Annotated in this window: 27 protein-coding genes; 20 read left to right on the forward strand and 7 right to left on the reverse strand. The window is 30.0% G+C overall.

The features are described from left to right. Positions 1-18 precede the first annotated feature (18 nt). Together lepB and folD are read right to left on the reverse strand one after the other, a co-directional pair. Positions 19-867, reverse strand: coding sequence for a signal peptidase I (lepB, locus tag BGS40_RS07730; protein WP_052781840.1), 849 nt, complete (start codon positions 865-867; stop codon positions 19-21). 9 nt (positions 868-876) lie between these two features. Further along, complete coding sequence (gene folD / locus BGS40_RS07735; RefSeq protein WP_096738580.1) at positions 877-1,725, reverse strand: bifunctional methylenetetrahydrofolate dehydrogenase/methenyltetrahydrofolate cyclohydrolase FolD; 849 nt, start codon at positions 1,723-1,725, stop codon at positions 877-879. 79 nt (positions 1,726-1,804) lie between these two features. Here folD and BGS40_RS07740 point away from each other — a divergent pair, with 79 nt between their 5' ends. The 7 genes from BGS40_RS07740 to BGS40_RS07770 are packed head-to-tail and all read left to right on the forward strand — an operon-like array spanning position 1,805 to position 7,847. Further along, positions 1,805-2,152 (forward strand): c-type cytochrome, encoded by a 348-nt coding sequence (locus tag BGS40_RS07740; RefSeq protein WP_002892545.1) that lies wholly within the window; start codon positions 1,805-1,807, stop codon positions 2,150-2,152. Further along, complete coding sequence (gene hemL, locus BGS40_RS07745; protein ID WP_096738581.1) at positions 2,149-3,423, forward strand: glutamate-1-semialdehyde 2,1-aminomutase; 1,275 nt, start codon at positions 2,149-2,151, stop codon at positions 3,421-3,423. The genes BGS40_RS07740 and hemL overlap by 4 nt, the downstream gene beginning before the upstream one ends. Further along, complete coding sequence (locus tag BGS40_RS07750; RefSeq protein WP_002892542.1) at positions 3,420-3,749, forward strand: AtpZ/AtpI family protein; 330 nt, start codon at positions 3,420-3,422, stop codon at positions 3,747-3,749. The genes hemL and BGS40_RS07750 overlap by 4 nt, the downstream gene beginning before the upstream one ends. After that, positions 3,749-4,252, forward strand: coding sequence for a hypothetical protein (locus tag BGS40_RS07755; protein ID WP_052793858.1), 504 nt, complete (start codon positions 3,749-3,751; stop codon positions 4,250-4,252). Before BGS40_RS07750 ends, BGS40_RS07755 begins: the two co-directional genes overlap by 1 nt. Continuing rightward, positions 4,230-5,417: an MFS transporter gene (locus tag BGS40_RS07760; RefSeq protein ID WP_096738582.1), complete on the forward strand. Its 1,188-nt coding sequence runs from the start codon at positions 4,230-4,232 to the stop codon at positions 5,415-5,417. Before BGS40_RS07755 ends, BGS40_RS07760 begins: the two co-directional genes overlap by 23 nt. Further along, entirely contained in the window at positions 5,410-7,569 is a 2,160-nt protein-coding gene (locus tag BGS40_RS07765; RefSeq protein WP_096738583.1) for a flagellar hook-length control protein FliK, read from the forward strand. Before BGS40_RS07760 ends, BGS40_RS07765 begins: the two co-directional genes overlap by 8 nt. Continuing rightward, positions 7,566-7,847: a FlhB-like flagellar biosynthesis protein gene (locus BGS40_RS07770; RefSeq protein WP_002776788.1), complete on the forward strand. Its 282-nt coding sequence runs from the start codon at positions 7,566-7,568 to the stop codon at positions 7,845-7,847. The genes BGS40_RS07765 and BGS40_RS07770 overlap by 4 nt, the downstream gene beginning before the upstream one ends. Here the strand turns inward: BGS40_RS07770 and BGS40_RS07775 are convergent. Together BGS40_RS07775 and BGS40_RS07780 are read right to left on the reverse strand one after the other, a co-directional pair. Then, positions 7,844-8,644, reverse strand: coding sequence for a phosphatidylserine decarboxylase (locus BGS40_RS07775; protein ID WP_087704707.1), 801 nt, complete (start codon positions 8,642-8,644; stop codon positions 7,844-7,846). The genes BGS40_RS07770 and BGS40_RS07775 overlap by 4 nt on opposite strands. Beyond that, positions 8,641-9,765: a metallophosphoesterase gene (locus BGS40_RS07780; protein WP_096738584.1), complete on the reverse strand. Its 1,125-nt coding sequence runs from the start codon at positions 9,763-9,765 to the stop codon at positions 8,641-8,643. Before BGS40_RS07780 ends, BGS40_RS07775 begins: the two co-directional genes overlap by 4 nt. Positions 9,766-9,850: 85 nt before the next feature. On the opposite strand from BGS40_RS07780, the gene gltX reads away from it, so the two are divergent. Genes gltX through BGS40_RS07795 form a run of 3 tightly spaced genes read left to right on the forward strand, consistent with a single transcriptional unit; the run spans position 9,851 to position 13,052 of the window. Then, positions 9,851-11,146, forward strand: a complete 1,296-nt coding sequence (gltX, locus tag BGS40_RS07785) for a glutamate--tRNA ligase (RefSeq protein ID WP_096738585.1) — start codon at positions 9,851-9,853, stop codon at positions 11,144-11,146. A 2-nt stretch (positions 11,147-11,148) separates the two neighbouring features. After that, positions 11,149-11,430: a YggT family protein gene (locus BGS40_RS07790; protein ID WP_002871825.1), complete on the forward strand. Its 282-nt coding sequence runs from the start codon at positions 11,149-11,151 to the stop codon at positions 11,428-11,430. Further along, complete coding sequence (locus BGS40_RS07795) at positions 11,427-13,052, forward strand: lytic transglycosylase domain-containing protein (protein WP_096738586.1); 1,626 nt, start codon at positions 11,427-11,429, stop codon at positions 13,050-13,052. Before BGS40_RS07790 ends, BGS40_RS07795 begins: the two co-directional genes overlap by 4 nt. On the opposite strand, the gene BGS40_RS07800 is transcribed toward BGS40_RS07795, so the two are convergent. Beyond that, positions 12,949-13,434: a hypothetical protein gene (locus tag BGS40_RS07800; protein ID WP_096738587.1), complete on the reverse strand. Its 486-nt coding sequence runs from the start codon at positions 13,432-13,434 to the stop codon at positions 12,949-12,951. The genes BGS40_RS07795 and BGS40_RS07800 overlap by 104 nt on opposite strands. A gap of 95 nt (positions 13,435-13,529) precedes the next feature. Here BGS40_RS07800 and mobB point away from each other — a divergent pair, with 95 nt between their 5' ends. Genes mobB through BGS40_RS07825 form a run of 5 tightly spaced genes read left to right on the forward strand, consistent with a single transcriptional unit; the run spans position 13,530 to position 17,896 of the window. Beyond that, positions 13,530-14,021 (forward strand): molybdopterin-guanine dinucleotide biosynthesis protein B, encoded by a 492-nt coding sequence (gene mobB / locus BGS40_RS07805; protein WP_096738588.1) that lies wholly within the window; start codon positions 13,530-13,532, stop codon positions 14,019-14,021. 1 nt (position 14,022) lies between these two features. Further along, on the forward strand, positions 14,023-14,865 hold the full coding sequence (locus tag BGS40_RS07810) for a class 1 fructose-bisphosphatase (RefSeq protein ID WP_087691925.1): 843 nt from the start codon (positions 14,023-14,025) through the stop codon (positions 14,863-14,865). Beyond that, positions 14,858-15,055 carry a hypothetical protein gene (locus BGS40_RS07815; RefSeq protein WP_002797008.1) on the forward strand — a complete coding sequence of 66 codons (198 nt, stop codon included), beginning with the start codon at positions 14,858-14,860 and terminating at the stop codon, positions 15,053-15,055. The genes BGS40_RS07810 and BGS40_RS07815 overlap by 8 nt, the downstream gene beginning before the upstream one ends. Before the next feature lie 9 nt (positions 15,056-15,064). Further along, positions 15,065-16,951, forward strand: a complete 1,887-nt coding sequence (metG, locus tag BGS40_RS07820; protein ID WP_096738589.1) for a methionine--tRNA ligase — start codon at positions 15,065-15,067, stop codon at positions 16,949-16,951. A gap of 3 nt (positions 16,952-16,954) precedes the next feature. Continuing rightward, positions 16,955-17,896, forward strand: coding sequence for a hypothetical protein (locus BGS40_RS07825; protein ID WP_057096157.1), 942 nt, complete (start codon positions 16,955-16,957; stop codon positions 17,894-17,896). On the opposite strand, the gene BGS40_RS07830 is transcribed toward BGS40_RS07825, so the two are convergent. Beyond that, positions 17,888-18,340, reverse strand: coding sequence for a methylated-DNA--[protein]-cysteine S-methyltransferase (locus tag BGS40_RS07830; protein WP_002852552.1), 453 nt, complete (start codon positions 18,338-18,340; stop codon positions 17,888-17,890). The two genes, BGS40_RS07825 and BGS40_RS07830, sit on opposite strands and share 9 nt — an antisense overlap. 54 nt (positions 18,341-18,394) lie before the next feature. On the opposite strand from BGS40_RS07830, the gene BGS40_RS07835 reads away from it, so the two are divergent. Genes BGS40_RS07835 through trmA form a run of 5 tightly spaced genes read left to right on the forward strand, consistent with a single transcriptional unit; the run spans position 18,395 to position 25,785 of the window. Beyond that, positions 18,395-20,941 carry a bifunctional aconitate hydratase 2/2-methylisocitrate dehydratase gene (locus BGS40_RS07835; protein WP_087691927.1) on the forward strand — a complete coding sequence of 849 codons (2,547 nt, stop codon included), beginning with the start codon at positions 18,395-18,397 and terminating at the stop codon, positions 20,939-20,941. Between the two features lie 59 nt (positions 20,942-21,000). Further along, the gene (locus tag BGS40_RS07840) at positions 21,001-22,239 is read left to right on the forward strand and encodes an ankyrin repeat domain-containing protein (protein ID WP_087704712.1); all 1,239 of its coding nucleotides are present in this window, start codon (positions 21,001-21,003) and stop codon (positions 22,237-22,239) included. Then, positions 22,236-22,985 carry an SDR family NAD(P)-dependent oxidoreductase gene (locus BGS40_RS07845; RefSeq protein ID WP_087691929.1) on the forward strand — a complete coding sequence of 250 codons (750 nt, stop codon included), beginning with the start codon at positions 22,236-22,238 and terminating at the stop codon, positions 22,983-22,985. The genes BGS40_RS07840 and BGS40_RS07845 overlap by 4 nt, the downstream gene beginning before the upstream one ends. After that, the gene (locus tag BGS40_RS07850; RefSeq protein WP_096738590.1) at positions 22,982-24,715 is read left to right on the forward strand and encodes a Na+/H+ antiporter NhaC family protein; all 1,734 of its coding nucleotides are present in this window, start codon (positions 22,982-22,984) and stop codon (positions 24,713-24,715) included. The genes BGS40_RS07845 and BGS40_RS07850 overlap by 4 nt, the downstream gene beginning before the upstream one ends. Further along, a complete protein-coding gene (gene trmA / locus BGS40_RS07855) occupies positions 24,712-25,785 on the forward strand; it encodes a tRNA (uridine(54)-C5)-methyltransferase TrmA (protein WP_087691931.1) in 1,074 nt (357 codons plus the stop codon). The genes BGS40_RS07850 and trmA overlap by 4 nt, the downstream gene beginning before the upstream one ends. Here trmA and BGS40_RS07860 read toward each other — a convergent pair. Next, entirely contained in the window at positions 25,772-26,188 is a 417-nt protein-coding gene (locus tag BGS40_RS07860; protein ID WP_052781857.1) for a hypothetical protein, read from the reverse strand. The genes trmA and BGS40_RS07860 overlap by 14 nt on opposite strands. Positions 26,189-26,306 lie beyond the last annotated feature (118 nt).

Genomic DNA, 26,306 nt, shown 5'->3' on the forward strand with positions numbered 1-26,306 from the left:
TTGTGTTTTTCACAAACATTAGCTTAATTTATCCTCATCATCATGATCATGGATATATTGCTCATCATTTTCCAAGGTATCAACAAAACGCCCTATCCTTTCCCAGCGAACATTTTTATCTTTATCCCAAGAGAAATATATAAACCAAGGTTTACCTACTATCAACCTATAAGGAACAGAACCCCAAAAACGACTATCATAAGAATAATCGCGATTATCACCCATCATGAAATACTCATTTTCAGGCACATCAAAAACATAAGCATTTCCGCCACTAAAACCTATATGATTTCCAAGTTCTTTAATATAAGTTGGAGACATAGCAAAATCACCTATGCTAAGAAAGCGTAAAATATCACTTTCTATATCTTTTTTTGGATCATAATGAATACCTTTTTGTTTATAAGGTTCTTTTACATAAATTTGCCCTCCAAGAGTAACAAGATCATTCGGATAATGTTCTCTCATAAAATCATCACCCTCATGCATTCTTACATAAAGTGTTTTATTTGCATAAACTATCCTATCTCCTCCTATACCTACACAACGCTTTACAAAGTGTTCTTTTTCATTTCTAGGATTTCTAAAAACAACTATATCTCCTCTTTGTGGCCCTTGTGCTTTTATCAAATGCCCATCTTTATTGAAATCTGGCAAAACAGGAATTTCCAACCAAGGAATATGAGGAGTTGGGATACCATAACTAAATTTTTTAACAAATAAAAAATCCCCCACCAACAAGGTGTTTTTCATAGAACCAGAAGGAATAACAAAAGCTTGTATAAAGAAAAAAATCACCAAAAGAACAATAACTACAGTTCCAGTCCAAGACTGTGAAAATTTATATAATTTCTTTAAAATTTCCATAGATTTTCCTTAATTAAGTCTATTTTTAGCAGATTTAACTGTGTTTTCTAAAAGCATAGCTATAGTCATAGGACCTACTCCACCTGGAACAGGAGTTATATAACTAGATTTTTTAGATACCTCTTCAAAATCCACGTCTCCAACTATCTTTCCACTTTCAAGACGATTGATTCCAACATCAACAACAATCACTCCTTCTTTTACCATATCTGATCGAAGTAAATTCACACAACCTGCTGCTGCTATAATCAAATCAGCTTGCCTAGTATAAAGGCTCAAATCTTTGGTTTTGATATGACAAACGCTTACTGTAGCTCCAGCATTTAAAAGCATAGTAGCCATAGGACGACCTACTATATTTGAAGCACCTATGATAACAGCGTCTTTTCCTTCTAAATCAATTTCATAAGCCTTTAAAAGCTTCATAACTCCAAGTGGAGTACAAGGCAAAAACCCACTTTCTAAGCCCAAATTTAAATATCCTACATTAATAGGATGAAAACCATCAACATCTTTACTACTTATAATGCTTTCAAGTATTAAATCTTTACAAATATGATCAGGTAAAGGAAGCTGAACCAAAATTCCATAAACACTATCATCGTGATTTAAGGTATTAATCAATGCCAAAAGTTCATTTTGTGTAGTATTTTCATTAAGATGATAAACTAAAGATTTAATTCCACATTCTTCACAGGCTTTAGCCTTAGATTTTACATAAGTTTGACTTGCAGGATTATCTCCAACCAAGACAACAGCTAAACAGCTTTCAATCCCTTTACTTTTCAAAAATTGATTTTTTTCTTTTAATTCTTCTTTGATTTTTGCACTTAAAGCTTTACCATCAAGCAAAGTCATTATTTTCCTTCTATAAATTTAATCACTTTTTTAAAGTAAAAATTGTATCATATTAAAACTTCATTAACAAGGTGAAACTTTGAAAATTGTTTTAATGTTTTTTTTATTTAGTATCAGTCTTTTTGGTGCTGATTTTATCACTCTTAAAGAATACTCTAAAATGCTTTATGAAAATCCAAGGGGCATTAGTTGTAAAGAATGTCATGGAGCAGATGGAAGCGAACAAATTTTAGGATATTATATGAAAAATGGTATTAAAATAGCTTATAAAGTTCCAAGTATACAAAATCTTAGTTTTGAGAATTTTAAAAATTCTCTTAATCAGAGTAAAGACGCAAAATCAATCATGCCAAATTACTCTTTAACAAATGATGAAATTGTAACTTTATATAATTACATCAAGCAATTTAGCAAGGAGGAAAAATGACAAACAAAAAAGCTTTTAAAGAAGCGTGTAAATTCATCGCAGGTGGTGTAAATTCCCCAGTTCGTGCTTTTGCAAATGTTCAAAGTGAGCCAAAATTTATCTCCCATGGAAAAGGTGCTTATATTTTCGATATAGATGGAAATTCTTATATAGACTATGTTCAAAGCTGGGGACCTTTACTTTTTGGACATTGCGATAAAGATATACAAAAAGCTTGCCAAAAAGCACTTCACAAAGGTTCAAGTTTTGGAGCTCCAACTTTATTAGAAACCGAACTTGCCAAGCTTATTTTATCTGATTTTCCTCATTTAGAAAAAATCCGCTTTGTAAGCAGTGGAACAGAAGCAACCATGAGTGCTATTCGTCTTGCCCGTGGCTTTACTAAAAAAGATAAAATTTTAAAATTTGAAGGATGTTATCACGGACATTCTGATTCATTATTGGTGAGTGCAGGAAGTGGTGCCGCTACTTTTAACTCTCCTAGTTCTTTGGGTGTTTTAGAAGATATAGCTAAACACACTTTAGTAGCAAAATATAATGATATAAACAGCGTTAAAGAGCTTTTTGAAAAAAATAAAGATATTGCATGTGTTATCATTGAGCCTATTGCTGGAAATATGGGGTTAGTTCCAGCTAAACAAGATTTTTTAGAAGAACTTGCTAAGATCTGTAAAAAAAATCAAACTCTGCTGATTTTTGATGAAGTAATGAGTGGATATAGAGCATCTTACCTTGGTTCCTATGGAATCAATCATATTCAAGCAGATATAATTACTTTTGGTAAGGTAATAGGAGGTGGTATACCTGCAGCAGCATTTGCTTCTAGAGCTGAAATTATGGATATTTTAAGTCCTTTGGGTGGAGTTTATCAAGCAGGAACTTTAAGTGGAAATCCTTTGGCAATGGCTGCAGGTATAGCAAGTCTTACAAAAGCCAAAAAGAAAACCAAGCTTTATGACAAACTTGGAAAATTAGCAAAAAAACTTACCCAAGGAATGAAAAAATTAGCAGATGAAAAAGGACTTCCGCTACAAGCTTGTCATGTAGGTTCTATGTTTGGATACTTTTTCACCAAAGATCCTGTATCAAACTACCAAGATGCATTAAAATCTAATCTAGCATTATTTTCAAAATTTCATAAAAATATGCTTGAAAATGGAATTTATTTAGCGCCTTCTCAATTTGAAACAGGTTTTATATGTTCAAAAATGGATGATAAAATTATAGATACAACATTAGAAGCTGTTAGAGAAAGCTTTAAAAGAATATGAGCAATATTTTAAAAGAAGAAAAAAATCACTTAGAAAATTCCAACAGCAAAAGACAAAAAATTATTCGCAAAACTCTTGAAGCTGCGGATGGTTTAAGTCTTGGCATCTCTATGGTTGTTGCTGTATTTATAGGTGTGGGAATAGGATATTTGCTTAAAAAATTTACTCCTTATCCTTGGCTTTTTTGGCTTGGAGTTTTTTGGGGGATCAGTGCTGCTATACTTAATGTTTACAAAGCTTATAAAGTTCAAGTAAAAAGCTATGAAGAATTCAGAGAAAGAGATGAGTTGATCAAAGAAAAAATTCAAAAAGAAAAGAACAAATAATGGAACACAAAAAAGCTCTATTTTATATTTTTTCCATTATTCATTTATTTTTTTGGATCATATTTTCATCGTTAAATCATTTTAAATTAGATACATTTTTAAGCTATGAAATAGCTTTTTTTAGTGTTTTATTGATTATTTTTGCTTCTTATTTAAATTATAAAAAAGTCATTATAAAAAAATCAAAAAATTATGAAAAAGATTTTAATTTCATTTCATCACTTTTTATCAAAAAAAAACAAAATTTATCAAAAATTATTCATTTTAAAGTTCTAAAAGACGATTTAAAGCCAAATGTTAAAGAGAAAATCCATTTTTTTGCTATGTTTTTTACTCTCTTTAAATTGATGGCTTATGTAGTATTGGTTGCTGGATTTTTATTTTTACATCGCCAAGATAAATTAAATATCTTTGCTTATATTTGTGGAATTTCATCCTTGCTAGTTTGTGTGTTTATTTTTATTTTATATATAAAAAAGTATGAGTCCAAAAAAAATTATTAAATCAATGACAGCACTTTTTGCTGGTATGGCATTTTTATTTGCAGGTAATGCCTTGATAGTAAGCTCTATAGGTGTTATATTAAAAGAAAACGGAGAAAGTTCTTTGGCTGTTGGAGTAGTAAGTTCTTGTTTTTTTGTAGGCGCTCTTATTGGAACCATCAGTGCTCATAAAATTATTTCTCGTATAGGTCATATACGCTCTTTTGGGCTATTTGGGGCTATTTTTGGAATTTCAGCTATGCTTCATACAGTAAGCGAAAATCTTATTTTTTGGGCTGTTTTAAGATTTTTTATAGGGATTTGCTACTATGGTCTTTTAATGGTCATAGAATCATGGCTTAATGAAAAAAGCAAAAATACCATTCGATCTAGAATTTTAGGTTTTTATGAAATTGTTTTTTATCTTGCGTTTGGTATTGGAGTTTTAATCATAGCATTAAATTTAAGCAAACATAGTGTATTTATTCTCAGCGCAACTTTAATTTTACTTTCATCTTTACCTTTAAATTTGATTAAAATTAAAGAACCTGTTTTGCCCGCATCAAGTCCTATTTCTATACCTAAAATTTTTGATATAGCTCCTTTGGCTATCGTCACAAGCTTTATAGCCGGAATGCTTATAAATGGCTTTTTTTCTATGGCATCTTTATTTATACTTTTGCAAGGTTTTGATGCAAAAGCGGTTTCTTATTTTATATTTTGTGGGGTTTTAGGTGGTTTTATTGCACAAACCATCATAGGAACTATTTCAGACAAACTTGGTCGCAAATTTGCCATTATCACTTGTGCAAGCATAGGATTTATCACTATGATTATATTTATCTTTTTTAAACTTCACTTGTATATGCAATATTTTTTAGGAATTACTCTTGGTGTAGGAATATTTTGTTTATATGCTTTAGCACTTGCTAGAGCAAATGATGTTTTAATAAGCAAAAATAAAGGCGTAGAGTTAGGTCGTGGTGTTCTTTTTTGCTATTCTTTAGGCTCTTTGTTTGGTCCTTTAATTTTAGGTTTTTTAATGCAATACTTTGAAATCAAAGGTTTTATATGGTTTTATATAGTTTCTTTAGCATTTTTAATTCTTTTTGCTATCAATAAACCAAATATTTTAAATAAAAAATTTAAGAAAAAGCCTGGAAATATGGTGATATTTGATGATTAATACTCAACTAGCAAGTCAAATTGCCAATACGCAAAAAAATGATTTAAAAGTAGATAACTCTGCTTCAAAAGATAAAACAAATTTAAAAGACAATCCAAAAGAAGCACTTGCACAAGCTTTAAAGCAAAATTTAGGTTTAAGCAAGGACGCTAGTAGTGAAGAAATACTAGCAAAATTTGTTCAAAATGAAACAGGTGCCAAATTAAAAGAACTTGTTAATAAACTTTTAGATCAAATCAATGCTCAAAAAAATCCCGATTCCCCTGTACTTAAACAAGGAAAAAATTTAAATTTAGCTCCTAATTTTGCTAATGAATTAAAAACTTTAAGCACAGAACTTGCAAAAAGCGATACTTTTACGCAAGTTTTAGATAGATTAAATCAAATTTTAAAACCTGCCAGTGAAATAAAAAACAATAACTTAGCTCCTTTGTTTAAAAATTCAGGCGTATTTTTAGAAGCTAAATTAAAAGATGCCCTAAACGAAGAATTACTACCCAAAAGTTTTCACTCTCTTTTAAGTACAATTAAAGGTCTTAGTAGCGAAAAACTAAGCGTTCAGATAGCCCAGCTTGCAAATACAAATTTAAGCCCAAAAGACACTTTAAAAGAATTAAAAAATATTATTAATTCTAGCAAAAATGAAAATAAGCAAATTTTAAATCAAAGTTCTTTTAAAGCACTTTTGAATTTAAGTTCTAAATTGGAAAATTTTAAAAATTATATAAGTAAAAATCCCAGTCATGCTCAAGAAAAAATCACCCCTATAGCTAATAAAATTTTAAAAGAATTAAATTCCATTAAAAATGATTTTTTCAAAGCTCTTAATAAGCCAGAAAATTTAATGATAAAAGATCCAAACATCCTTAAGCAAACTGCTACCGCCTTTGAAAAACTTGAAAATACTTTAAAAAATATACTAGGCAATCAAGCTTTTAAAATACAAGATAAAGAAAATATTTTAGAAAATCTTTTAAGTAACATAGAAAATATCAAGGAAGAAAAACTTAATCATAATACAAAAAACCAAGATGAAGAAAAACATATAAAAGCATCAAAAGAAGATGAAAATTTAGATTCTGGTATAAAAACCCATGAAGAAGATACCCAAGATACAAAAAATGATATTCAAAATAATGAAACAGAAAATAAGCCAGACAATGATATAAAAAATTCTACTCCAAACCAAGAAAAAATTAAAGATGAAAAACAAGAAAAATCAAAAGAAAATATCAAAGAAAATCCAAAATTTTATGAAACAAAAACAGAAAACAAAACTTCAATCAATACAAATACCAACACTTCAAATCCTAACACAAACAATACGCAAAATTTAAATAATACTCAAAATATTCAATCTAACAATAACCAAACTATGCAAAATATTTTTAAAAATCAGGAATTTATAAAACAAAATATTGTAAAAAATTTAGCATTTAATGTAGAAAATTTAGATCTAGAACAAGTGCAAGATTTAAGTAAAAATTTAAGCAATCTTTCTCGTAGACTTAATGAAAGCTTAAAAGAACTTGAACCCTATACTCAAAATGCCAAGCTTAATCAAGCAGAACTTAAAAATCTCGAACACAAACTCAATCTTTCTATCAAAGATCTAGCGCAAATTAAACCAAAAACAGAACAAGATATAGCTGAATCTTTACATCATGATGTAAAATCAACACTTTTGCAAATTTCAAATTTAGCTAAAAATGAAGGCAATGAAGCTGTATATAATCAAGCTAATCGTCTTTTAGCGCAAATTGAAATCAATCAGCTTATGTCTTTAGCTAATGACTCTATCAATACTTATCTGCCTTTTTCTTGGGATGATTTAAATGATTCTAAAATTATGTTTAGACGCGGAAAAAAGGACAAATTTTTTGCTCAGATTAAACTCGAATTTGCAAAACTTGGGGATTTAGAAATTCTTATTTCTTTAAATAATGAAAAATATATAGATATTAATATTATGGCAGAAAATATTGAATTTAGAAAAACCATCTATGAAAATGCCCATGAGCTTAAAAGAAATATCAATAAAGCAGGACTTTTAAGTGCAAATTTCTTTGTAGGTGATATCATAAGAAGTAAATTTGATACTAGAAATATGAAAAATTTAGATCTTGAAATGGGTATGGATAAAAAAGTATGAGCAAAATCAAAAAATCGATTAAAAAAGCTGTAGCCCTAGGCTATCAAAAAGAAAAAAACTCTGCACCAAAAGTGCTTGCAAGTGGTAAAGGCGAAAGTGCTGCTAAAATTATTTCTTTAGCCAAGGAACACGGAGTTCCTATTAAAGAAGATGAAGATTTAATAGAAATTTTAAGCAAGCTTGACTTAGGTGATGAAATTCCACCTAATATGTATAAAGCTGTAGCTGAAGTTTTTGCCTTTATCTACCAAATGGCAAATAAAACTCCTAAAAACTAATCCGCTATTTTTTCTCCAAATTTAATACCCTGCCCTACTTTTACATTAAAAGTTAAAAGTCCTTTTTGAGAGATTAAAACTATAGTAGAACCTAGCTCAAAATTTCCTAGTTCTTCGCCTTTTTTGAAATTTAAATTTTCATATTTTCTAGTAAAATTATGGGAAATTTTAGCATTGGTTTGTATGCTTGCATCAAAATTAAAACGCATTTTTCCTACATTTTGCGCTCCTACAAAAACAAGCCAAAAAATACCTTTTTCATTTTGACATTTCAAGCTCACTCTTTCATTTTTTACATATAAATTACTAATGCGTTCTAAATGTTTTTCATTTACACTATAAAGCACTCCACTTGTGTAAGTTGCACTTAAAATTTGCATATCACAAGGGCTGTGATAACGATGATAATCTTTTGGAGAAAGATAAATATTGACATAATCAAGCCCATTTTTAAGTTCATCTTTTTCAAAGCTATCTTTTAAAAGCTCCTCAACGCTATAAGCATGTCCTTTTATAGAAAAAGCAAAATGTTCTTCATTTGCTAAAAAAGTACTTCCACACTCTAAAATTTTACCATCACTTGGACTGATAAAACCTTCTTCAAATTTTCTTGGAATTTGCAAAGTTCTTGTAAAAAGAGCATTTAAACTCTCATATTCACAAGGAGCTTTAAATTCACTCATATTGATATTAAAATACTTAACATAATTTTCATTAATAATTTTTTGTATCATTTTAGGAAATTTAATCCCAGCTACAAAACCAAAAAGTCTCGAACTTTCTTTTGAAAAACTCATTTTTTTCCTTTTAAATTTAAAATCACTATTTCACTCGGAGCAAAAACTCTAAGACTTGGCCCCCAAAATCCTGCTCCACTACTCACATAAAGCTTAGTTTTTTCTCCTAAATCATAAAGCCCATGAACAAAACCTTGCTGAAGTTTAACTAAAAACATAAAAGGGAAAATTTGCCCTCCATGTGTATGCCCACTTAAAACAAGATCAAAATCACTCAAATCATAAAGCAAAGCTGTTTTAGGTTGATGTGCGAGTAAAATACTAGCTTTACTTGTATTTAAATCCACTTTTATTCTTGCTAAATCAGGAGCATATAAACCCCTATCAAGTCCGGCTAAATCTCCAAGTCCAGCAATATTTATAAAACCCAAATCTAAATTTTGATTGACTAAAATTTTCATATTAGTATGTTTTCTAAGTAAATCCAAAACTTCATTGATACCATGATAATACTCATGATTTCCCAAAGCATAAAAAGTTCCGTAAGTGGAGTTAAAATCATTAAGTTTTGAGATGTAATTTTTTAAATCTTTAGGATTAGTATCAATCAGATCCCCTACTATTACAACCATATCAGGACTTTGCAAATTCACTTTAGTGATGAGCTTGTCTAAAAAATTTTCATGCAAATTTTTACCCAAATGTATATCAGTAAGCATGACAATTTTTAAATCTTTTTTAAGATTTGGTATTTCAACATCAACACTCTTTACTTCAGGTGTTTTTAGAGCATTATTTATACTTGCATAAATTAAAAACACACTTAAAACTATAAGAGAAAGTTCAAAAATCAAACGCAAAATAAGATTATATGTTTTATCTCTTTTACCCATAAGAACTAAAATCAATTTAACAAAATCCCAAGCTAAAGTCATAAAAAACAAACAATAAGTCGGCGCATAAAACATGGCTAAAATTTCATACCAAGTATCACTTAAATATTCATCTCTACGAAATATTAAAAACACAGCTTGAGCTAAAAAAAGCACAATAAAAATAAAGGAAAAAATTTTATAAAAATACTTAAAAAGAGTAATTTTCTTGATTAATCTTTTATAAATATAAACATTTGCTAAGCCAAAAATCAATAACACAATGAAAGAAAAAATTAAAAATATCATAAAAGTATTATAACCAAGTAAAATTAAATATCCGTATAAATTTTTCTGTTATAATAAGTTTTTAAATAATTTTAAAGGCTATAAGATGTACCGTTTTGCACCTTCTCCCACAGGTGATATGCACATAGGAAATTTACGTGCAGCAATTTTTAATTATATCTGTGCAAGACAAAAAAATATGGATTTTATCTTACGTATTGAAGATACTGATAAGGCTAGAAATATAGCAGGAAAAGAAGAAGAAATCAAAGAAATTTTAAATCTTTTTGGTATTTCATGGCAGCATTACTATATACAAAGTGAAAATTTAAAATTCCATCGCCAAATGGCTTTAAAACTTGTAAGTGAAAAAAAAGCTTTTGCTTGTTTTTGTACCGAAGAAGAACTTGAAGCAAAAAAAGAGTTAGCTAAAAAACAAGGTAAAGCTTATCGCTACGATGGCACTTGTGAAAAATTAGCCGATATTGATGTTTTAGAATGTGAAAAACCCTTTGTTATCCGTCTTAAAAAACCTACTCATACTATGAAATTCACTGATTTTATCAAAGGCGAGCTTAGTTTTGAGCCTGAAAACATAGACTCTTTTGTCATCATGAGAACAGATAAAACTCCAACTTATAATTTTGCTTGTGCGGTTGATGATATGCTTGAAAATGTTACTTGTATTATACGCGGAGAAGATCATGTTTCAAACACTCCAAAACAAGAACATATCCGCGCAAGTTTAGACTACAATAAAGCTATGACTTATGCGCACTTGCCTATCATTTTAAACGAAGAAGGTGTTAAAATGAGCAAAAGAGAAGCACATTCTTCTGTAAAATGGCTACTTGAAAGTGGAATTTTACCTAGTGCAATCGCGAATTATCTTGTCATACTAGGCAATAAAACTCCTTGTGAAATTTTTACCTTAGAAGAAGCTATAAAATGGTTTGATATTTCTAAAGTCTCAAAAGCTCCAGCAAGATTTGATCTTAAAAAACTTTTGCAAATTAATCGCGAACATATCAAAATGATAAAAGATGATGAGCTTAATAAAATTTTAGATTTAAACAAAGATCTTGCACCACTTGCTAAATTTTACACTCAAGAAGCAAGTACTATAAAAGAACTTAAAGAAAAAATGCAAGCTATTTTTAATGCAAAAGATTTTGGCGAGTTTGAAACAGAATGTAAAATTTTAAAAGAACTCTTAAAAGATATTGAACTTTTTGAAAATTATGAAGATTTTAAAAATGAACTTTTAAACAAAAGCAACTTAAAAGGTAAAAAATTTTTCATGCCTTTAAGGATAATTTTAACAGGAAATATCCACGGACCTGAACTTAGTGATCTTTATCCTTATATTAAAAATTTTATTCACGAATTAGCAAGGATTTAACTATGGTTATAGACTCTTTTATTATTTCTATTTTTCAAGTACTTCAAATTGTCATTAACATTTATACTTGGATTATTATCATCACAGCACTTTTAAGCTGGGTAAACCCTGATCCTTATAATCCCATAGTGCAAATTTTATATAAATTAAGTTATCCTGCTTACACCTTAGTTAGAAAAATTCCAACACGCATTGGCAATATTGATCTTGCACCTTTGATTATAGTCTTAGCATTGCAGTTTCTTGACATTTTTCTTGGGAATATCTTAAGGAGTATATTGTGATAAAAAAAATACTCGTTTTTTTATTTATTTTTTCAAGTTTAAATGCTACACAATATAGCATAGAAAAACTCAAAAAGGAAGAAAATTCACTTGCCAAGGATTATTATATTTATAGGCTTTTAGAAAAAAATAAAATCAGTAAAAAAGATGCACAGGATTTAAATTCTCATATTTTTCGCTATATAGGAAAAATTAAATCCGAACTTGAAAAAATCATCCCTTTAAAGCCTTATATCAACCCAAAATATGCTAAATGCTATACCTATACAGCGAATACTATCTTAGATGCAAATTTAACTTGTCAAAGTGTGCGCTTAAATTCATTAGTTTTTATAGCGAGTCTAAATTCCAAAGACCGAACTACTTTAGCTCAAACCTTTAAAAATCAAAGACCTGATTTGACAAATTTATTGCTAGCTTTTAATACTTCTGATTCTATGAGCTATATAGTACAAAAAGAAGATATTAATGGTTTTTTTAAGCTTTATAATTATTCTAAAAAATACGACTTAGATTTAAATACAAGTTTAGTCAATAAACTACCAAACCACATTGGTTTTAAAGATTTTGCACAAAATATTATTATTAAAAAAGAAAATCCAAAATTTAGATATTCTATGCTAGAAATAAATCCTGAAAATGTAAGTGAAGATTCTGCTTTCTATTTAGGAGTCAATGCCTTAACTTATGATAAAACAGAGCTTGCTTATGACTTTTTTAAAAAGGCGGCACAAAGTTTTAAATCACAAAGTAATAAAGACAATGCTATATTTTGGATGTGGTTGATTAAAAACAATGAAGAAGATTTAAAAACTTTATCGCAAAGTTCTTCTTTAAATATTTATAGTCTTTATGCAAAAGAACTTACTAACACACCTTTTCCAAAGATAGAAAGCCTTAATCCAAGCAAGAAAAAAAATAATTTTAATATGCAAGATCCTTTTGCTTGGCAAAAAATAAACAAACAAATTCGCGATGCTAACGCAAGTCAACTAGATGTCTTGGCAAAAGAATTTGACACACAAGAAACCTTGCCTATTTATGCTTACATATTAGAACGCAAAAATAATTTTAAAAAACATTATTTTATAATGCCTTATTATGACAATATAAAAGACTATAACAAAACAAGACAAGCTTTAATTTTGGCTATTGCCAGACAAGAAAGTCGTTTTATTCCAACTGCTATTTCAGTTTCTTATGCTTTAGGCATGATGCAATTTATGCCATTTTTGGCCAATCACATAGGGGAAAAAGAATTAAAAATTCCAAATTTCGATCAAGATTTTATGTTTAAACCTGAAATAGCATATTACTTTGGAAACTATCATCTAAATTACCTTGAATCACGTTTAAAATCTCCACTTTTTGTCGCTTATGCTTATAATGGCGGTATAGGATTTACTAACCGTATGCTTGCAAGAAATGATATGTTTAAGACAGGCAAATTTGAACCTTTCTTGTCTATGGAGTTAGTTCCTTATCAAGAAAGCCGAATTTACGGAAAAAAAGTTCTAGCTAATTATATTGTGTATCGACATCTTCTGAACGATAGTATAAAGATTTCGGATATTTTTGAAAATTTAATTCAAAACAAGGCAAATGATCCAAACAAATCTTAGCTACAAGCCTAGTCTCTTCCTTGACACTAGGAAGAGATGCTTTAAAATAATCAGTATAGTTGTTTTGTATTATATATTTTAAATACTCATCATCCAATTTTTCAATATTGGCTTTTTTATTATTGATAAAAACTTCTAAATTTTGAATTTTTAATGTATTTGGAGCAAAAGATAAAGCTAATACATCATCTTTACTTGTCTTGTCTAGAATTGGGTTTAAATAAGACATAGTTATAATGGCATTAATCTTATCTTGTGTGATTTTGTATTTTTGAGTAAACATTAAAGTTTGAGATTTTAAATTTGTATCCACAATCGCCTGATCTTTTAAAGAACAAGCTCCAAGCAAAAAAGCACCTAAAATTACACTATAAATTTTCATTCTTTTTCCATATTTTTTAGTATTATTGTAGCCTTTTAACCCTATTTTTTGGTTTAAAAAGATATAATTTTGCAAAAAAATTAAGAGTATATTTTATGAAACAACTTATTATAGCTTTTAGCGGGCCTTCAAATTCAGGAAAAACTACACTCATCACTAAAATAGCTGATAATTTTTTGCAACAAAATTTAAAAGTTTTAATCATTAAACATGACCCTGGCGATAAAGCTCAATTTGATTTTAACGGTAAAGATAGTTTTAAATTTTTTCAAAGTGGAGCTGAAGTCATGGTTTTAAGCCCTACAAGAACAACTTTTTTTTCTCATGAAAATAGAGATATTTTAAAAGCTTTAAAATTAAGCCCTGATTTTGACATTTGTTTGGTTGAAGGATTAAAAACTCTTGATTTACCACGCATTAGCGTATTTTGCAAAGAAATTGATGAAAGTTATTTTATTTTTTCAAACGCCATTGCAAGCTATGAAAAAATTTCTCACCCTTATCTTACTTGGCTTGATTTAAACGATATACAAGCTATTTGCCAATACATACTTAAAAATGCTAAAAATTTACAAGGAGAATTATAAAATGCAAGAAGTGATTTCTTATATACAAAAAGCGGTTTTAGAAATTTCTAACGCTTTAAAATTTCCCGATACAAGCTACAGTCAAAATCAAAATTTTACAGGCGATACCCAACTCAAATTTGATGTTTTAAGTGATGAAATCATCACAAAAACCCTAAGTCAATGTTCAAGTATTAAAGCCATCATCAGTGAAGAAAAAGATGAAATTTTAACGCTTAACGAGAGGGCAAATTTTATCGTAGCTTATGATCCTTTAGACGGTTCTAGCTTAATGGATGTTAATTTTGCCATAGGTTCTATTTTTGCTATCTATGAAGAAAAAGCAAGTGCTAAAAATTTAAGAGCTGCGCTTTATAGTATGTATGGAACGCGATTAGAACTTGTGATTTGCAAAGATCAGCCAAAACTTTATCGCTTAAATGCAAATAATGAATTTATTTTTATAAAAGATCTTAAAATGAATGAAAAAGGCAAGATTAATGCTACAGGCGGAACGCAAAAATTTTGGGAAGAAAAACACGCTAAATTTATCAAAAGTCTTTTTGATGAAGGCTATCGCTTAAGATATTCTGGAGCCATGGTAAGCGATATCAATCAAATTTTATTAAAAGGGGGTGGCATTTTTAGCTATCCTGCAACACAAGATGCGCCTAATGGCAAACTTCGTGCCTTTTTTGAAGTCTTTCCTCTAGCCTTTATCATAGAAAAAGCAGGCGGAAAAACTACAAATGGAAAAAACCGCTCTTTACTTGAACTTGAATTTGATAAAATCCATGCGACAACTCCTTGTTTTTTTGGCTCAGAATATGAAATTTCAAAACTTTTAAAGGCTTATAATGAATGAAGTTAGAGATGAATTTGAGCAAGATATGGATAAAAAAAAAGAAATTTTACTTTCATGTCAAAACTCAAAAAACCTAAACTCTTGTTATAATTGCGATGAAATTTTTAACTGCCAAACTAGAAAAAATTATGTTGATGCAGTCTATAACAGTATGTCTAAGGGTAAAACCGAAGGCGGATTTGACTTTTAAAGGAAAAAAATGCGTTATATTACAACACCAATTTATTATGTAAATGATGTACCTCATTTAGGTCATGCTTATACTACCATCATAGCCGATACTTTAGCAAGATTTTATCGTTTGCAAGGACATGAAACAAGATTTCTAACAGGAACAGATGAGCATGGACAAAAAATCGAAGAAGCTGCCAAACTAAGAAATTCCACTCCTCAAGAATACGCTGATAAAATCAGTTTTGAATTTAAAAAATTATGGGATGAATTTGAAATCACCTATGATATTTACGCAAGAACAACTGATACAAGGCATATTGAATTTGTTAAAGCTATGTTTTTAAAAATGTGGCAAAAAGGTGATATTTATAAAGATGAATACGAAGGACACTATTGTATTTCTTGTGAAAGCTTTTTTACTCAAAGTCAGCTTATTAACGATTGTTCTTGCCCAGATTGTGGCAAACAAACTAGAATTTTAAAAGAAGAAAGCTATTTTTTCAAACTTTCAAAATATCAAGATAAAATTTTACAATGGTATGAAGAAAAAGATCCCATCTTGCCAAAAAACAAAAAAAACGAACTTATAAATTTTGTCCAAAACGGCCTTAAAGATCTTTCCATTACAAGAACAAGTTTTGATTGGGGGATTAAACTGCCTCAAGAAATTAATGATGATAAACATATTATTTATGTATGGCTTGATGCACTTTTTATCTATGTAAGCTCACTTGACTTTCAAAACAAGGGAGAAAATGCTAAATTTTGGCCTGCGCATGTGCATTTAGTAGGAAAAGATATCTTGCGTTTTCATGCCATTTATTGGCCAGCTTTTTTAATGAGCGTGGATTTGCCTTTGCCAAAATTTATAGGTGCACATGGCTGGTGGACTAAAGAAGGTGAAAAAATGAGCAAATCCAAAGGCAATGTTGTAAAACCTAAAGAAGTAGTTGATGCCTATGGAAATGAAGCTTTTAGATATTTCTTGCTTAGAGAAGTGCCTTTTGGTAACGATGGGGATTTTAGCGAAAATATGCTGATAAATCGTATCAATGCAGAGCTTAGCAATGAATTTGGAAATTTACTTAATCGCATTATAGGTATGAGTACAAAATATTCTCAAGGAAATATTTCAAAAGAAGGTGTTTTAAAATTTTACAATGCCGAACTAAATCAAGCAAAAGAACACTTAAATTTAGCGGTAGAATTTTTAGAAAACTTACAGTGTAATCGTTATTTAGAAGAACTTTTTAAAGCCTTAAGTGTGGCAAATTTAGCCATTAGTAAATACGAACCTTGGAATTTAATCAAAGAAAACAAACACGAACAAGCTAATGCTTTAGTAGCACTTTGTGCAAATATTTTAGCCAAAACAACTCTTTTACTAAATCCCACTCTACCAAAGTCCTCTCAAAAGGTGGCCTTAGCTTTAAATTTTGAAATTTCGTCTGCAAATTACACAAAAATGATACTTGATAATGAACTTTTAGATTTTAAAGCAAATCCTTGCGAAGCTTTATTTCCAAAAGTAGAAAAAGCTCTTTTAAAACAAGAAATTAAAGAAGAACCTAAAAAAGAAGAAAGTCCTAAAATAAAAATCGATGATTTTGCAAAAATTGAAATCAAAGTTGCTAAGGTACTTGATTGTCAAAATATAGAAGGGAGTGAAAAACTTTTAAAATTTCAACTCGAACTTGACGATAAAGAAATCCGTCAAGTACTCTCAGGCATAGCAAAATACTATAAGGCCAGTGATTTAATCGGTAAACAAGTTTGCGTTATAAGCAATCTTAAAAAAGCTAAAATTTTTGGACATGAAAGCGATGGTATGATACTTTCTGCAAAAAGCGGAGATAAACTTGTTTTAATCACCCCTGAACAACTTGTGCAAAACGGCTCTTTAGTAGGTTAAAATATGCAAATTAGCAATTTAGGCGAACTGTTAAACGCAACACTAATTCATGAAGGTAGTGTTTTAAGCGTGGAAGGTTTTGCCATAAATTTAAACGAACTTAAAACAGGCTTTGCCTTCTTTAATAACGATAAAAAAGAAATTGCCCAAGCTATAGAAAAAGGCGCTTATGCTATAATTACAGAAAATGACATTGCTGTTGAAGATAAAGAAATTTTTTACTTTAGAGTAGAAAATCTAGAACGAGCTCTTGTAAGATTTTTACGCTTTTTTTGCGAAGATAAAGAATGTGAATTTTTACTTTTTAAATCTTACGAACTAAGTCTTTGCAAGGCTTTTTATTTTAACATTTTAAAAGGAAATATTTTTGCTGATTTTGAAAAACTAATCAAAGCAAAAAAGGGTGAAATTTTTTGCTACTGTGAAGAAAATTACTTAAATAAACTTTGCACCTATTCTCATAGTCTAAAAGATGCTAATTTTACCTTATTATCGCGATCTAGCTTTTTTTTTACAACTTTGATTTGTGAAAATTTATATTTTAAAAATCTTAATTTGCCTTTTTTTTACGCAAATAGTTTTGCAAAAATTATTTCTTTTTTAAAAGAAAAAAGTCAAAAAATAATATTTGACTTTAATAAGATTGATGATTTTAAAATTTATTTTATTGATGATAAATTTGAAATCACTCCTTTTGGTTCAAGCTCTCAAGCGTTTATTGTAAGCAACAACCAAAATACCTTTGAATTCTGGAAAGAAAAATTTAAAAACATAAAAGACTTTAAAATTGCTTCTAAAAATTCTTTATTTTGCGATTTTTCCTATAATCAGCTTTCAGATTTAAGAAAATTAAAAAATTTTAAATATTGTTTAATTCTTGAAAATTATGATATTTTTGAACAAGAATTTGAAAACAAAGAAAATCAAACCCCAAGCTTATTTTAAATTCACTCCTTCATTTTCAAGCAAAAATCTTTTTATTTCAAGCCCTCCATTATATCCTCCTATGCCATTGCTTGCAATAACTCTATGACAAGGTATAAAAATAGGAATTTGATTTTTAGAATTTGCATTTCCAACAGCTCTAAAAGCTTTTGGATGATTAATTTTTTCTGCTATATCTTTATAGGTAGCTATTTTGCCATAAGGAATTTCCATTAAAGCCTTATAAACCTTTGATTCAAAATCCGTACCTTGTATCAAAACAGGAATGCTAAATTTTCTAAGCTTATGAGTAAAATATAAATCAAGTTCATATTTTGCTAAGTCAAGCAAACTACAATTTTTTTCTGATCTTTTATTATCACAAAAATCGACTCTAGTTAAAAATTTTCCATCACTATGTAAAGATAGGTAACATAAAGGCATTTTATAATAAACTTTAAACATTTTTTATCCTTCAAAGAGCTACAATTATAATAAAAAATATTTAAGGAGTAGAAAATGTCTTTTATGCAAGAATACAATAAACTTGTTGAAGAAAGAGCCGCTTTGGGTATACCACCCCTTCCTTTAAATGCAAATCAAACTAGAGAACTTTGTAAATTACTTGAAAATGAAAATAATGAAGAGCTTGCAAATCTTTTAGAAAATAGAGTAAATCCTGGTGTTGATGATGCAGCTTTAGTAAAATGTGAATTTTTAGATTCCATACTTAAAGGCAAAATCAGTGCTCCAAATATAGACAAAAAAAGAGCCTTAAGAATGCTTGGAACTATGCTAGGCGGATATAATGTTAAAGTTTTAATCGATGCCTTAAAAGATGAAAACATAGCCAAAGATGCTGCAGAAGTGTTGAAAAATATTATTTTTGTACATGATAATTTCCATACCATAGCTGAACTTAGCAAAAACAATCCACACGCTAAGGAAGTTTTACAAAGCTGGGCAAATGCGGACTGGTTTAATAAAAAAGAAAAACTACCACAAGTGATTAAATGTATAGTTTTTAAAGTAGCAGGGGAAACAAATACCGATGATCTAAGCCCTGCAGGAGATGCTTTTACAAGAAGCGATATTCCTTTACATGCAAATGCCATGCTAAAGGTAAGACAAACAGGATCCTTAGAAAAAATCAAAGAGCTTAAAAAAAGCGGTCGCGAAGTGGTTTATGTAGGTGATGTTGTAGGAACAGGTTCAAGTAGAAAATCGGCGATAAATTCCATACAATGGCACTTAGGAAAAGAAATAGAAGGTGTACCAAACAAGCACAGCGGTGGTATAGTAATGGGTTCAACCATAGCACCGATTTTCTTTAACACTGCTCAAGATAGCGGGGCTTTACCTATCATCTGTGATGTAGCAAACTTAGAAATGGGCGATGAGTTTGAAATTCATCCTTATGATGGAAAAATCATAAAAAATGGCTCTGCAATCGCAGAATTTACACTCAGTCCAAACACTCTCTTAGATGAAGTTAGAGCAGGAGGAAGAATCCCACTTATCATAGGTCGTGGGCTTTGTGCTAAGGCTAGAGAATTTTTAGGAATGGAAAGCGAAAATATCTTTACCAAACCTGAACAACCTAAATCTTCAAGCGGTGGTTATACCTTGGCTCAAAAAATGCTAGGTCGTGCCTGTGGAGTTGAAGGTGTGCGTCCAGGTATGTATATAGAACCTATAACTTTAACCGTAGGCTCTCAAGATACCACAGGTCCTATGACTAGAGATGAAATTAAAGAACTTGCAAGCCTAGGTTTTAATGCAGACTTTGTTATGCAAAGCTTTTGCCATACAGCTGCGTATCCAAAAGTAAGCGATTCAAATTTACATAAAACCTTGCCCAATTTCATGACAAGTCGTGGTGGGGTAAGTTTAAAACCAGGTGATGGAGTTATCCACTCTTGGCTTAATCGTTTTGTATTGCCAGATACCGTAGGAACGGGTGGGGATTCTCACACACGCTTTCCTATAGGAATTTCTTTCCCTGCAGGAAGCGGACTTGTAGCTTTTGCTGCAGTTACTGGTTCTATGCCTTTAAATGTCCCTGAAAGTGTTTTAGTACGTTTTAGTGGAGAATTGCAAGCCGGAGTTACCTTAAGAGATTTGGTTAATGCTATACCTTATTATGCAATCAAACAAGGACAACTTACCGTTGAAAAGAAAAATAAGAAAAATATTTTTGCAGGAAAAATTTTAGAAATAGAAGGCTTGCCAAACTTAAAAGTCGAACAAGCTTTTGAACTCAGTGATGCAAGTGCTGAAAGATCTGCAGCTGCTTGTAGTGTAGATTTAAGCATAGAAAGTGTAAGCGAATATATCAAATCCAATATTTCTTTAATTGAAGCTATGATAGAAGCAGGATATGAGAATAAATCTACCCTTGCTAGAAGGGCTGAAAAAATGAGAGAATGGCTTAAAAACCCTACTCTTTTAAGAGCAGATAAAGATGCAAAATACGCTTATATTATAGATATTAATCTTAATGACATTAAAGAGCCAATCCTAGCTTGTCCGAATGACCCTGATGATGTGGCAACCTTAAGCGAAATTTTAGCCGATGATAAGCGTCCAAAAAATATAGATGAAGTTTTTGTAGGTTCTTGTATGACAAACATAGGACATTATAGAGCTTTGGGAGAAATTTTAAAAGATAAAGGCATACTTAAAACCAGACTTTGGGTAGTGCCTCCAACAAAAATGGATAAAGCACAACTTACCAATGAAGGTTATTACAGCATCTTTGGCGCAGCAGGTGCTAGAATAGAAGTTCCTGGTTGTTCTTTGTGTATGGGTAATCAAGCTAGAGTAAATGATGGAGCTGTAGTTTTCTCAACTTCTACAAGAAATTTTGACAACCGTATGGGAATGGGTGCTAAAGTATATTTAGGCAGTGCAGAACTTGCGGCAGTTTGTGCGATTTTGGGTAAAATTCCAAGCAAGGAAGAATACTTACAAATTGTTAGCGAAAAACTAAGTGATGAGCATAAGGCAAATATCTATAGATATTTAAATTTTAATGAGATTGAAAATTTCAAACTTGAAAATTAATTCAAATTTAATACTTATTTGGATTAAATAACAAAATTAAAATTTTCAAAGGAAAAATATTGAAGTTATTATTCGCTTCCTTTTGTTGTTTTGCAAGTTTAATGGCTAATGATGCCATTAACTGCGACAACATTAAAAATAATAAAACATTGCTAAATGAAAGTTCAAATTTAGATTATTTAAATATAGCTTCAAGCTGTAAAGAATCTTTAAAAAATCAAGATTTTACAAAAAAACTCTATGCAATTTCCAATGAAATTCGCGGAAGCAATAGCTCTTGTAATGGTGTGGCTTATTTGCCAAAATTACAACAATTTGATTTTTTATTATTAAAAATAGCTATCGATCCCATCGCTTATCAAAAAACTTTAGATACACCCGAAAATTTAGAAAAAAAATATGATATTTTAAAATCTTATTTTAGATATTGGGCATATCAAAGTATAGGAAATTTTAGACTTTACAAAGCTTTTTGGAAAGAATACAATAACGCTATAGAACCTTTAGAAAAGTATTTTGAAAGTAATTTTAATTTTGATAAAGGTAGTAATATTTACTATACTAGCAATGCCTTAAACGAATTTTTAAATTGGGCTGTTGGTGAAACAAAAATTTACAAAGACATTAGTCCTTTAGCAAAAATCATGTCAAATAAAAATTATTCGGTATCTTATATACAAGATTTTATTTTTTCAAATAATCCAAGCCAAGATGATCTTACTATAGCCTTGCAAGCAGCGCTTCTAAATCAAAGAGAAAAAGAAATTTTAGAACTTTTGATTCGTTTTGGTGCTAGGATTGACGAAGGTTATGAAAGTGCTATTTTTTACGCATTGGAAAATTATGAAAATACAAACTTTTTAATCCAAAATGGAGCAAATGTTAATCAAGCCAATGCCTTTGGTAAAACCCCGCTTTTTTATGCCATAGAGTTTAATCGTCTTGATATCATAAAACTACTTCTTGATAATGGAGCAAATGTTAATCAAAAATATATTAATAACAATGAAAAATTAGCATTAAGTGCGAACATAGGTTCAAATACGCCTTATTTTATTACATTTTGCGCTCTAGAGCACACTTCAAAAAATGTTTTAATGCATGCTGCAGCCTATGGAAATGTTGAAATTTTAAAACTTCTTATTTCAAAAGGAGCAAATTTTAACGCTGTTGATGATCTTGGTTTTAATGCACTTGACTTTTCACTAGCAGCAGGTAAAAAAGAAAATGCTGATTATCTAAAAAGCTTGGGTTTAAAAGCAAACGAAAATCTATTTTACGGAGGTAGTTTAGAATGAAAACCGCATTTATTACAGGAGCGAGTTCAGGTTTTGGTAGAGCTTGTGTTGAAGCTTTTATACAAGAAGGCTACAAAGTAATCGCCCTTGCTAGACGCAAAGAGCGTCTAGAAGAGCTAAAAAATGCTCACAAAGATAAGATTTACACCCTTTGCATAGATGTAAGAAATCAAAAAGAAATCTTTGAAGCTATTGAAAATTTACCTAAAGAATTTCAAGAAATTGATGTGCTTTTTAATAATGCAGGTTTAGCTTTAGGGGTAGATGAATTTGATAAATTAAACCTTGAAGATATTAACACTATGATAGATACAAACATCAAAGGATTTTTATATGTTGCAAAAGCTGCTATTCCTATACTTCGTAAACAAAAAAATGCTTATATTTTTAACTTAGGTTCGGTTGCGGGACGCAATCCTTATTTTGGAGGCAATGTGTATTGTGGAACCAAAGCCTTTGTAGGACAATTTTCATTGGCCTTAAGAAATGATCTTAGAGGAAGCAATATCAAAGTAACAAACATTGCTCCAGGACTTTGCAAAACTGAATTTAGTGAAGTGCGTTTTAAAGGAGATATCCAAAAAGCTGATGCAGTGTATGAAAATACGCAATTTATCAGTGCTAATGATATTGCCAAAGTGGTAATGTCTATCATTAACCTACCAAGCCATATTAATGTTAATGAAATCGAGCTTATGCCGGTAACACAAACTTGGAATGGATTTTATATAGAAAGAGATGAATGAATAAATTTTTAGTTTTATTGTTTTTACCTTTAGTTGCATTTGCAAACTCCTCAGAAGCAGCTGCAAATGCTAATTTATTTGGAGCTTTTACGCTTATACCACCTTTAGTTGCTATTGCTTTAGCCTTTATCACAAAAGATGTTATTTTATCGCTCTTTACTGGAGTTTTAAGTGGAACTTTTCTACTTAGCCTTTCTGCAAATATTTTTAAAGCACAACATTTAACTTTTGTAAATTATTACAATACTGCGGTAGAATCTTTTTCAAAAATTATTTCCTATATCTTAGGTTCAACTTCAGATCCAGTAAATGCAGGAATCATTTTACAAATTCTTTGTATAGGTGGTCTTGTGGCACTTATCACAAAAATGGGAGGTGCAAAAGCTGTAGCATTAAAATTTGCCAAAAGAGCCAAATCAGCTGTATCAGCTCAAGTTAACACTTGGTTTTTAGGGCTTTTAATATTTTTTGATGATTATGCTAATTTACTAATCGTAGGTCCAATTATGCGTCCTTTGGCAGATAAATTTAAAATTTCTCGTGAAAAATTTGCCTTTATTATCGACTCTACCGCAGCTCCTGTGGCAGGAATAGCTGTAATTTCTACTTGGATAGGTTTAGAAGTTTCTTTAATTAAAACCGCTTATGAACATATAGGCATTAGCGATATTAGTGCTTTTGGAATTTTTGTCGAAACCATACCTTATCGTTTTTATAATATCTTCATGCTTTTTTTTGTAGTCATGACTGCAATCATGGGGCGTGAGTTTGGTTCTATGTATAAAGCTGAAATACGTGCAAGAACCACAGGACAAATTGCACCTCTGCCTAAATCAGGCACACTAAATACTGCTGAATTAGAAGATCAGTTTTTAGCACCAAAAGAAGGTATTAAAATTCGTGCTTTTGATGCTATTGTTCCTATTTTTGCTTTAATCATTTTAGCTATATTAGGATTTTATTTTAATGGACTTAGTGCTTTAGAAGGCGAAGAACTTGCAAAAGCAAGTTCCAATCCTTTATCTTTTGAAACTTTTAGAGCTGCTTTTGGAAATGCTGATTCTTCTGTGGTGTTATTTCAAGCTGCTTTGTTTGCTGCTATCGTAGCGATTTTTATCGGGGTGCGTCGTAAAATTTTCAATCTTAAAGAAGCAGTAGAAACTTGGATATATGGCTGGAAAACCATGATTTTTACTATAGTATTGCTTTTATTTGCTTGGTCACTTTCAAGCATAGTAAAAGATTTAGGGACTTCTTTATTTATCACTAGTTTGCTTGCAGATAAATTGCCTGAGTTTGTTTTACCTGCTACTATTTTTGCTTTTGCTTCAGCCATTTCTTTTGCCATAGGAACAAGCTATGGAACTATGGGGATTTTAATGCCTTTGGCTGCGCCTTTAGCTCATGAAATCGCCAAAATCAATGGCATGGATGCAAACGCTATGCATCATTATATGGTCATTAATATAAGCTGCGTTTTAACAGGTGCGATTTTTGGAAACCATTGCTCACCAATTTCAGATAATGTAATCCTTTCGTCTATGAGTGCAAAATGCGATCATATGGAGCATGTAAAAACACAAATTCCTTATGCTTTATTTATCTGTGGTATTTCTTTAATCGCTGGATATATTCCTGTATCTTTAGGACTTAGCGTTTGGTTTGTCTTGCCTTTAAATTTCATACTTATTGCGCTTTTACTAAGACTCATTGGAAAGAAAGTTCCATGAGTCTTGAAAATTTTGGAAATTTTCTCACTTTAGATCAAAAACACTCTTTCATAAAAAAATATTTTAAAGAATTTTATACAAAGGATTTTAAACTTTTTGCCTCAAAAGATAAACATTATCGTACAAGAGCTGAACTTTCATTTTATCATGAAAATGATACGCTTTTTTATGCAATGTTTGATCCAAAAAGCAAAAAAAAGTACATTATAGAATATTTAGATTTTGCTGATGAGAAAATTTGTGCTTTTATGCCAAAACTTCTAGAATACTTGCGTCAAGATAATAAATTAAAAGAAAAACTTTTTGGCGTGGAGTTTTTAACCACAAAGCAAGAGCTTAGCGTAACCTTACTCTATCATAAAAATATAGAAGATATAAAGTCAAATTTAGAAAATTTAAGCAATATTCTTCATATCAACCTTATAGCAAGAAGTAAAGGCAAAAAACTTATTTTTAAAACAGAAAATCTAAGACAAACTTTAAATATTCAAGATAAAAAAATATTTTATGAATTAAACAACGATTGTTTTATTCAGCCTAATACTGCTATAAATGAAAAAATGATTACTTGGGTGTGTGAAATTTTAAATACTCAAAAAAGAATGGATTTACTTGAGCTTTACTGTGGATATGGAAATTTTACTTTAGCTTTAGCACCATTCTTTTTTAAAGTTTTAGCCACCGAAATTTCAAAAAGTAATATTAATTTTGCTTTAAAAAATTGCGAGCTTAACAATACAACAAATATCCACTTTGCAAGACTTTCAAGCGAAGAATTAAGTCTTGCTATCAAAAAAGAAAGAGAATTTTTTCGTTTAAAAGATATTCGATTGGATGATTTTAATTTCTCTCATATTTTAGTTGATCCACCCCGTGCAGGACTTGATAAAAGCGTAATCGACTTAATAAAAAAATATGAAAATATTATTTATATTTCTTGCAATCCTATCACTTTAAAAGAAAATTTAAAAGAATTAAGCCGAACACATAAAGCGGAAGAGTTTGCTCTTTTTGATCAATTTGTCAATACTCCACATCTTGAATGTGGAGTATTTCTTAGCAAGGTATAAAAAAATAATTCATTAATTTAGCCAGTATTACTATTGCAATACAAAGCACAAATACAAAAGGGTGGATAAAAGCACCAAGTGGGTTTTTCTTCTTTAGTATAAAATGACAAAATAAAGAAAAAACAACTAAAAATAAAATTCCAAAAGCCAAAATAATTTTTACAGCAAAAAGTAAATTTAAAGGTTTAAAATGAAAACCTGCCAAAGCACCTCCACTTAAAAAAAGCAAAAGAACAACAAAAGGCATTATTTTAACTCCAGTAGCACTAAAAAGACTTTTGTCAAAATTAGGATTTTTCTTTTTAACTACACCCAAAACAAATACATCAACAAACAAATAACCTATAAACAAAATAGCACAAAGAAGATGGATTGTTAAAGTATATGGATAAAATTCTTCCATTTTTCCCTCCTTATTAAACTTCGGAATTTGCTATATTATAACACTTTTTTCATTTTTTGAATTCACTTTAGTTAATTTTTTAATCATTTAAGATAAAATACCAAAACAAAGGTTAACA

Origin of the sequence: Campylobacter sp. 107 (genome assembly GCF_002383835.1) — a bacterium.
GTDB lineage: Bacteria > Campylobacterota > Campylobacteria > Campylobacterales > Campylobacteraceae > Campylobacter_D > Campylobacter_D jejuni.